Annotated in this window: 9 protein-coding genes; all 9 read right to left on the bottom strand. The window is 62.7% G+C overall.

What is annotated here, in order from left to right; genetic code table 11:
* Positions 1-158, bottom strand: a 158-nt coding sequence (locus HQL56_15595; GenBank protein ID MBF0310943.1) for a hypothetical protein, incomplete at its 3' end; no start/stop codon positions are given.
* 132 nt (positions 159-290) lie between these two features.
* On the bottom strand, positions 291-503 hold the full coding sequence (locus HQL56_15590) for a DUF2283 domain-containing protein (protein ID MBF0310942.1): 213 nt from the start codon (positions 501-503) through the stop codon (positions 291-293).
* Positions 504-517: 14 nt separating this feature from the next.
* Positions 518-904 carry a type II toxin-antitoxin system VapC family toxin gene (locus HQL56_15585; GenBank protein ID MBF0310941.1) on the bottom strand — a complete coding sequence of 129 codons (387 nt, stop codon included), beginning with the start codon at positions 902-904 and terminating at the stop codon, positions 518-520.
* Positions 904-1,131, bottom strand: coding sequence for a DUF2281 domain-containing protein (locus HQL56_15580; GenBank protein MBF0310940.1), 228 nt, complete (start codon positions 1,129-1,131; stop codon positions 904-906). The genes HQL56_15585 and HQL56_15580 overlap by 1 nt, the downstream gene beginning before the upstream one ends.
* Positions 1,132-1,212: 81 nt before the next feature.
* Entirely contained in the window at positions 1,213-2,877 is a 1,665-nt protein-coding gene (locus HQL56_15575) for a sulfatase-like hydrolase/transferase (GenBank protein MBF0310939.1), read from the bottom strand.
* Positions 2,874-3,842: a glycosyltransferase family 2 protein gene (locus HQL56_15570; GenBank protein MBF0310938.1), complete on the bottom strand. Its 969-nt coding sequence runs from the start codon at positions 3,840-3,842 to the stop codon at positions 2,874-2,876. The genes HQL56_15575 and HQL56_15570 overlap by 4 nt, the downstream gene beginning before the upstream one ends.
* Before the next feature lie 3 nt (positions 3,843-3,845).
* Entirely contained in the window at positions 3,846-4,751 is a 906-nt protein-coding gene (locus HQL56_15565; protein MBF0310937.1) for a glycosyltransferase, read from the bottom strand.
* Positions 4,752-7,832: an efflux RND transporter permease subunit gene (locus tag HQL56_15560; protein ID MBF0310936.1), complete on the bottom strand. Its 3,081-nt coding sequence runs from the start codon at positions 7,830-7,832 to the stop codon at positions 4,752-4,754.
* A gap of 8 nt (positions 7,833-7,840) precedes the next feature.
* Entirely contained in the window at positions 7,841-8,881 is a 1,041-nt protein-coding gene (locus tag HQL56_15555; protein ID MBF0310935.1) for an efflux RND transporter periplasmic adaptor subunit, read from the bottom strand.
* Between the last annotated feature and the right edge of the window lie 424 nt (positions 8,882-9,305).

Genomic DNA, 9,305 nt, shown 5'->3' with positions numbered 1-9,305 from the left:
CCGGGGCCACCCATCATGCCGGGGCCACCCATCGTATTGGCCGAGTTGGCGGGGGCTCCGGAGGCGGGAGCCGTCTGCTCTTCCGCCTGGGCCAATCCCACCTGTCCCGCCAGCACCAGTGCCGCGCCCATCAGCGCGCTCTTCCATCCTGTCAACATCGTCATTCTCCTTGGACCTGAACCCTGGATGGCAACGCTTCCTGCCTAAAGGCCATCCCCGATCGTTCATGATGACAGGTTCTTGCGCCAAAAGCCACCATTGACATTCCAAGCCGAAAACACCGACCATTGTCAAGCAGCGTTACCCATCTCCACGGCCAGCCTTTGCAGGGCATTTTCATCCCGGGATTTTTTCGAAGCTTCCAGAACTTCGATTCCAACCAAACGCCCGTTGGCGTCATAATCAAGGATAACGCCATCGGCCACTTCCTCACTGCTTTCGACCGACTCCTGAGTCAAATCCAGATAGATGGCGTCTGATCGGGCATCCACTCTTATTCGCATGAATTTCGCCAGCATCACCACCACCGGGTCACCCCGTAAGCGTCAATCACCTCATCGGCGGAGAGAATCGGCATTCCCTCCATAAGCGCTTGCGAAATGAGCAGCCGGTCAAATGGATCACGATGATGCAGAGGCAAGGTGGACACTCCACTCACATGCCAAAGCCGGATCCCAAGTTGGCGAAACTTGTTTTTCTTTAACTCCTGCCCAATAAAATACTCCAATGGCTCCGACAAACTTAACTTTCCAAGACCAATCTTAATCGCCACCTCCCAAACGCTTACTAAACTTAGATAACAAGTATTGTGCCTGTCTGAAATGACCTCCATGGCTTTGCTGGACAAGCGATCCGAGGCTTCAATCCACCACAGAAAGGTATGAGTATCCAGCAGAATCCGCATTACATGTATTCCTTGAAATCCTCCAAAGGCGCATCAAAATCCGGTGCCATGTAGAGTATCTTCCCCTTGGCACTGCCCGGTTGCCGGGTCTTGTTCGCGGGAGTCGCGGCAATCAACCTGGCAACGGGTCCGTCACCATCGATAAAGACGATCTCCTCTCCACCCGCCACCTTCCGAATGAGTTCGGAAAAAGGCCCTTCCGTCTCGCGGATATCGATGAACGCCATTGCCACTCTCCTTCTCTTCAGGAATTCATCCTTGGGAACAGTTTATCACACATTCTCCAGAAATCTTCCACCGAATTCACATCACCTCAATCCAAGCCGCGCCTTCCCCTCCGGAAAGGGATTGCGGAAAAAACCGTGGCGTCCGAAAAGATCCCCCGAAACGAATCCCAAGGGTGTCATCGGCGGCTCCCAAAGCAGGGGGCCGTAGCGTTGCCGCACCTGTTCCGCATCGTAACCCATGGCCACCAGAAGGGTGGGAAAGAGCTGAAAATGGCTGGTGCGATGCACCACCTCCGTCCAGTCGGCAACCGGCAGACGCCCCACCCCGTTGCCCATCAGCAACAGGGGCACCAGCGCCTGGGTCGGCGCCACCGGACCCGCATTGCAATGGGTGGCCATGTGGGAGTCAACCCCCAGGTCGTGGGCATGATCCGAGGTGTAGACCACCAGCAGATCGGGATGAGCCCGCAGAACCGGCAGCAGGCGCTCGAAAAAGCCGTCCACGTTCCAGGCAATGGCGTTGGCGTAGCTGTTGCGCACCTCCTCCGGGGTGTTGTTGGACATCACCCCCGACTTGCCCATGGTGGGCTGAAAGCGGGTGGCATTCTTGGGGTAGCAGTTGTCGTAATGAAAGTGCGCGCCATACTTGTTGGCGTAGATGAACAACGGCTCCGGCTGCGCCAGAAGCCCCTCCAGTTCGTCGATCAACACCCGGTCGCGTTGCGGCGTCTTGCGCGGGGTGAAGTACTCCTCCGCAGGCTGGAAAAAACGGTCGATGAAGGGCAAATCCCGCGGCGTCATGTAGTTCTGCAGCTCCCCGCCCCCCTTCTGCATGTCCAGGTAGTGGGTGCGGAAGCCGGCCTGACGGGCATACTGGAAAAGGCTGGGATTCTTGAGGGCGCGAAAGTCGCGATCCGGCAACTGGTCCTGCCGCAGACCGCTTTGCAGGATGATGTTGGCGCTCTGGGAGCAGTTGCCGCCCGCCATGGCATAGCCGAGGTTGAGCAGATGGGGGCCTTGGCTCTCCAGATAGGGCGTGGTGGGCAGGGACCAGCCGTTGAGGCTGAGATGGTCGGCGCGAATGCTCTCGTCCACCAGGAAGAGGATATGCCGCGCCGCCGTTTCACCACCCGGCGTCAGGGTCACGGGCTCCCGTTCGCCGAGGTAGAGGGCGTTTTTCCAGGCGTAGAGCGCCAGCACCGGGGCCTTGACCGGAGAGGGATAACCGGTGGTGCCGGCAGCCGTCTTGAGGATCACCGCCACCGCCATGAGCAGACCCAGCAGGCCCAGGCCCAGATGCCAGCGGGTGGAGGTCACCTCCAGCCACTGCCCCAACCCCGTCAGCAACGCCAACAACAGCAGCGACTCGCCCAGGGCTCGGGCGATCTGCACGGCATAGGCCTGCCCCGCCTGCCAGGCGAAGGAGGCCTCGGAGAGATCCACCATGATTTCGAAAAACCCCGGCGGCTTGCCCGTGAGCAGAAAGTGGCTGCGATGCCAGGTCATGGCCACGACACAAAGTAGCACCGTGGCATAGCGCACCGTTTTCCAGGGACTGGTCAGCAGCGCCGCCAGAAACAGGGCCGCCCCCACATGGCTGAGAAAATAGAAGGCCGACAACGCCGGGCCCTTTTTCTCGTAGACGTAGGCCGAATAGTGGATCACCTCGGCCTGACGGTAATCGGCCAGATTGAAGAGGGCCAGCAGCACCAGGAAGTAGAGGGCGAAGGAGGCCGACGGACTCACGGCGCTCCCCCCCGTCGCGGCGGCTGCCAAGACCCCAGAGGGGGGCCGAACCAGTCGCCCGGCTCCTCACCGCGCAACAGGTGGCGATGCACCGCCTTCAGGCGATTCAGAAAGTGGGCGTAGAGGGGCTTTTCCTCCGGGCCGGCCTCCCAGAGGCGCAGACGGGCCAACAGTTCGCTGGCGGCGGCGTAAAAACGGGCGGAAAAGGGTTTGCCGTGTTTGAGGAACCAGTAAACGGTGTTGCGCTTGAGCATGAAACTCTTCAGGTCGTGATGGGCGTAACCCGTCAACTCTTCGTGATGGATGACGCTCTCAATGGGCACATAGCGGCTCAGCCAGCCGCGTTGCCGGGCACGGTAAGCCCAGTCCCCGTCTTCGACATAGCCGCCCATGACCTCGTCGAGCAACCCGAAGTCCCGGAGAGCCGCCAGTCGCACCAGTACGCAGACCCCGTTGAGAAAGTCGCAGTTGCCTTCGTTGGGCACCACGATCTTTTTGTGCTGACGCCAGGTATGCTCCGGCAACCAACTCAACAGATAATGGGACAGATTCGGAAAGGGAAAAATGGTGTTTTGAGGTCGTCCCCGCTCCCGGTACCAGACCAGCGGGCCGAAAAAGGCCACCCGTGGCCAGCGGGCCGCCGACTCCATCAGGGTGTCGATGAAGCCCGTCTCGACCACCTCCGTATCGGGGTTGACCACCAGGGCGAAGGGGAAACCCTGCTCCATGGCCCAGCGCAAGCCGGCGTTATTGCCGCCGCAGTAATGCAGATTGCGCTCCAGGCGCAGGACGGTGATCTCCGGAAAACGGCGTTTGAGTCGATTCCCCAAACCGTCGGCGGAGCCGTTGTCCACAAAGACCACCTGGCGTCGCGCGGCCACCAGGTCGCAAAATCCCGTTACGGCCAACTCCAGTGTGGCGTAGTCGCGATGGGCCACGAGGATAACCGCCACATCCGGATTCACGATTCACTCCCCCTGCAAATAGGATTTCCGCTCCTCCACCCGACAGGTCAACAGCGTGGGAAGAGCGGTCAGACCGCAGACCACGTCGAACAAGGCCAGCAGGCAGGCCGTGGCAGCCTCCCGGGGATGGTTGGACAACGCGGCCAAGCCCTTGCGAAATCGCCCCAAGGGCAGGGTCGCCACGGCGGACAAAGCCAGTCGCAGGCGGGGCCACCTCCCGGCGGGGCGCCCCGGAAAGGCCAGAATACCGTAGCGCACGGCCAGAATCAGCTCGTATTTCCAGAAGAGCCGCCAGCGCCAGTGGGTGGCCCAGGTAACCCGTCGGCTGGGATGATAGACCTTTGCTTCCGGCACAAAGCCGATCCGGCCTATCTCTAGCATACGGCAGGCCAACTCCACATCCTCGCAGGCCGGCAGCAGAAAGGTTTCGTCGAAACCGCCGCAGGCCAGCAGCGCCTCCCGGCGATAGGCGATGCCGGCGGTATGATAGGCACCACCCTCCGTGGAACGGGGGGCGTCCCACAAAGGCCCCTCCCCGCCCCCACGGGGATGGAGAGCCGCCTCCGCCCCCGACCAGGAGGGATGAGCGGCCAGAGCCGCCAGCAGACCGGCCACGAAGCGACCATCGACCACCACGTCCGAATCGGCGAAGATCACCACCGGGGCCCGCGTGCCCCGCACCCCCAGATTGCGGGCCGCCGCCGGTCCTCGGGGAGGTTGGCGCAACAGGCGTACCACCAGTCGGTCCGCAAACGCCCCGACAACTTCCGTCAAATCCTCGGAAGAGCCGTCATCGCACACCACCACCTCGAAGCCTCCCGTCACCCCCTGCTGCGCCGCCAGGGAGGCCAGGCAGGCGCGCAGCAGCTCGGGTCGGCCCCGCACCGGAACCACCACGGCGGCCTCCATCTAACGACCCCTTCCGGAACGAGGCTCCATGAACACCCGATAGAGCAGCGGAATGACGAAGAGGGTCAACACCGTGGAGAAGGTCAACCCCCAGACGATGGCCGTGGCCACCGGCCCCCACATCAGCGACTTGCCACCCAGGCCCGTGGCCAGGGACATCAAGCCGGCGATGGTGGTCAGGCTGGTCACCAGGATCGGCACCAGCCGCCGTTTGGCCGCCAGCACCACGGCAACCGTGGCGGAAAGACCGATGCGGCGGCGTTCGTTGGCAGCGTCGATCAGCACGATGGCCGAGTTGACCGCCACCCCCGAAAGGGCCACCACCCCGTAAAGGGTGTAGAGACTCAGGGGCAACCCCGCCAGGTAGAGCCCGAAAACCACGCCGGTGAAGGCCATGGGCACCGTGGTCAGAATCAGCAGCGGTTGGAAATAGCTGTTGAACTGGGCCCCCAGAATCATGTAGATCAAGCCGATGCCGAAGAGGAACAGCACCGCGATCTCCCCCAGGCTCTCCTCGATATCGTCCAGAATCCCCGAAAAATCGAGATCGATCCCCGGATACTGCGCGGCTGTTTCGGCCCAGGCCTTCTTGATGAGGGCATAGGCCTTGACGGTGTTGTACCCCTGCTCCTGGTTGAGATCGGCCTCCACGGTGACGGTGCGGCGGTAGTCGTAATGCTGGATCGACTCCATGCCCCGTTCCAGGCCGGGTCGGGCCAGACTGCCCAGGGTGGTGAGTCCCCCCTCGCCACGGGAGACCACCACCGGCGTGGCCAACAAACCCGCCATATCCCGCCAGTCCGCCGCCGCCTGTACCCGCACCTCCACCTTTTCGCCCTCGTGTTGCAGGGAGGTGGCCACTTCGCCGTCGCCAAGCAGGCGGATCAGCCGGGTCAGGCTGCCCGGCGACAGACCGGCCCGCTGCAGGGCATCCCCGTCGGGTCGCAACACCAGTTCGTTGCGCCCGGAGGCGTAGTCGGTGCCGATGTCGCTGCTGCCGGGAATCTCCCGGATGATCTCCTTCAGCCGCTCCACACCCGCCAGAATCTCCGGGAAGGCCACGCCCCGCACCTTGACGCTGATGGGTTTGGTCACCGGCGGCCCGCCGGAGATGGGCAGAAACGACAGGTTGACCGGCCCCGCCACCGCACGGGCCACGGGGCGCATGTCATCGATGATCTGCCGCACGGGACGGTGCGCTCCCTCCTTGGGGGTGAGGCTGATCAGAATCTGTCCGTAGCGGTCGCCGAACATCGGTTTGGTTTCGGTGAACTGCTGCCCCGCGTAAACCACCGAGGACTGGAGTTCACCGGGTTGCAACCGTTCCAGCAGACGCCGCTCCAACGCCCGACTGACCTCCAGGGTGCGGGCCAGGGTGCTGTCCGCCGGCATCTCCACGTTGACGTAAAAGAGGGGGAAGGGATCGAAGGCGAAGAACTCGAAGGGCACCAGTCCCTTGGCCATCATGCCCCCGGCCAGGGCGAAGATGCCCAGCACCACCGCGAAGAAGAGGCGGCTGCGGCGCAAAAAGGCGATGAGCAGTCGCGTGTAACCGCCTCGCAACCAGCGCAGCATCCTCTGCCGGGAGTGATGCAACCGGGAGGGGCGGGAAAAGTCGAGTTTCATGGCCGCCACATGGGCCGGCAGCATCCAGAAGGCCTCCAGCAGGGAGATGGTCAGCCCCAGGCAGACCACCATGGGAATCACCTTCATGAACTTGCCCAGAATGCCCGGCAGCAGCATCAACGGCAGAAAGGCCGCCACCGTGGTCAACACCGAGGTGGTCACCGGCATCGCCACCTCCTTCAGGGCGGCAACACCGGCTTCCAGGGCCGACAGGCCACTCTGCAGCCGGACGTAGATGGTCTCCACCACCACCACCGCGTCGTCCACCAGCATACCCAGAGTGATGACCACCCCGAGCAGTACCATGACGTTGAGGCTCTCCCCCAGGGCATGGAGGATCAGGAAGGTACCCGCCAGGGAAAAGGGCACCCCGAGGCTGACCAGCAGGGAGAGGCGACTGCCCAGAAAGATCCAGGTCACCAGGGCCACCATGACCAGTCCGAAGAGGGCGTTGCTCTCCATGACGGCGAGCACCTCGCGCACGAAGTGGCTGCGATCATCCACCAGCACCAGCTCCACCCCGGTGCGATCGGCCAAACGATTGCGCTCCGTGATGAAATCGCGCAAGCGATCGGTCAACTCCAGGACGTTGGCCCCTTCCCGTTTGGTAACCGCCAGCAGCACCGCCGCGCGTCCCTGATAAAGCACCCGGTCGTCGGGCTTCTTGCGACCCCGGGAGACCTCGGCGAGACGCCCCAGAGGGATCTCCCCCTCGGCCCCCACCACCGGCCAGAGGGCGATCTCCGCCGGGTCCGCCGACTGCCCCTGATAACGCAGGGACCAACCCACCCCCTCCACATCGACCTGGCCTCCGGCCAGGTCCCGCAGCCGGGCGGCAATCCCCTCCACCAGCGCCGTCGGCGTCAAACCCGCCTGGGCCACCGCTTCGGGACGGAAACGCACCTGAATTTCCGCATCGTTGAGCCCCAGCGGATTGGCCTTGTCCACCCCGGAGAGGCGTTCCACCTCCTTGCGCACCTGCCGCGCCCGACGCCGCAGGTTCTCGTCATCCTCCTGGCCCACCACCGCGAGCATCGCCGCCGGGAAGCCGTTGGAGCTGGTGATCTCCAGAATCACCGGGTCTTCCACCTCCGTGGGCAGTTCCCGCTGCTTGTTCTGGATCTCCCGGCGCAGATCGGCCACCCGTTTGTCGTAGACCCGCTCCTCCACATCCCGGAAACGCACCAGAATGTTGGAATTCGACTCCCGACTGCTGGAAGCCACGAAGCGGATATCGGCCACCTTTTCCAGCGCCTCTTCCAGAGGGTCGGTGACCAGCTTCTCCACATCCTCCGCCGAGGCGCCGGGATAGAGGGTCAGGATATTGATCCAGTTGAAGTTCATCTCCGGATCCTGCTGCCGGGGCAGCAGGTGATAGGCGATGAACCCGGTCACCAGGATCAGGAAGAAGGCCAGGTTGGCGAAGACGTGATTTTTGAGAAGGATGCGCAACATGGAGCGGCTCAGGGAACGGTTGACACGGATTGCCCGTCGCTCAGCCCCTCCCGCCCGTCGGTGATCACGCGGCGTCCGGCGAGGCTGTCATCGAAGGGAACGGGTTGCCCCTCGACAGCCCCCTGGATGGGATGAAAACGGGCGATGTCGCCCTCCAGGAGAAAGAGTCCCAGGCGATTGTCCCGCTTGACCAGCAGATAGGAGGGCAGCGTGGCGGCGGCGCTCTCCCAGAAGAGGCGCCCGGTGACGCCGGGAGCCGGTTTGGGGGAGGCGTCCAGGGTGAAACGGGCCTCACGGGTGCGACGTCCCTCCCGCTCCAGGCCCAGCAGACTGCGCAGGGTCAGGGGATGGCTCTGACCGCCGACCTGCAGCGTTCCCTTGCGAATGCGGCTCAAACTGGCCGCCTGCTCGCGATCCAGATCGGCGGAGACCTCCACCGCGCCATCGTCCACCAGACGCAGCAACGGCGTTCCGGGAGCGGCCCACTGGCCCGGCATGCCGCTTTTTTCCACGACGACACCGGAGAAGGGGGCCTTGAGCTGGCACTTGTCGAGACGCAATGCGGTCTGCTCCCGCTCCGCTTCCAGCCGTTTCACCCCGGCCCCCAGGGCCTGCGACTCCGCTTCGCGGCTGTCGAGCTGCTCGGCGGTGCCCTGCCCCTGGCTGCGCAACTGCCGCATGCGCTCCAACTGCCGCCCCGCCAGATCGCGACGAATACGGGCTTCGGCCAAGGCGGCATCGAGCTGGGCCAACGCGGCGCGATATTCCCAACCGTCCAGGCGGACCAGCGGCGCACCCGAGGTGACCCGGTCCCCAACCTCCACAAGGATCTCGGAGACGGTGCCCGCCACCTCCGGCCCCAGACGCGCATCCTTCAGCCCCACCACCCGGGCCGGGGCATCGAGCTTGCGGGGCAACAACAGCGCCTCCACCGGACGCACCCCGACGGCAACGCTCCCACCACCCTCCTCCCGACCCGAAACACGCTTTTCACCGGCGTCTGCGCAAACCGCAAGCAGAAATCCAGCCACCACCAGCCACTTGATCACGTTGCATTCCTAATGATGGATGACGACCGAAACACGATAAAATCAAACAAAACAAATTCTGTTAATTTTTTACATTTAAACAGTTTGAATCATAACAAATACTCGAACTCATTCCTTGATGATCCAATCTGAAAGACGAATTCGCATTCGATCCAGTCGTTCCCTTTCGATGGCACCCAGGCAACCAACAAATACATGTTCGTCAAGCACGGCCAACCGAGAAAGTCTCACCACACTGGTTACTTTTAGTCCGGAGTTGGCAAAATCAGGGTCCATAGAAGTGAGAATTTCGTCCAAACCAACTCTTGCCTGCCATATCTGCGAGGAAACCATACACACCAACCAATCCGCATAAGGTCCCGAAAGGCGCTTTATTCCATTTCTGTTTCATTCGTTCATTAATACGGGGGTCCGGGGGCGATTA

The organism is Magnetococcales bacterium (assembly GCA_015231925.1).
In the GTDB taxonomy this organism is placed as follows: domain Bacteria; phylum Pseudomonadota; class Magnetococcia; order Magnetococcales; family JADGAQ01; genus JADGAQ01.
This window is presented reverse-complemented; position numbering and strand designations above follow the sequence as displayed.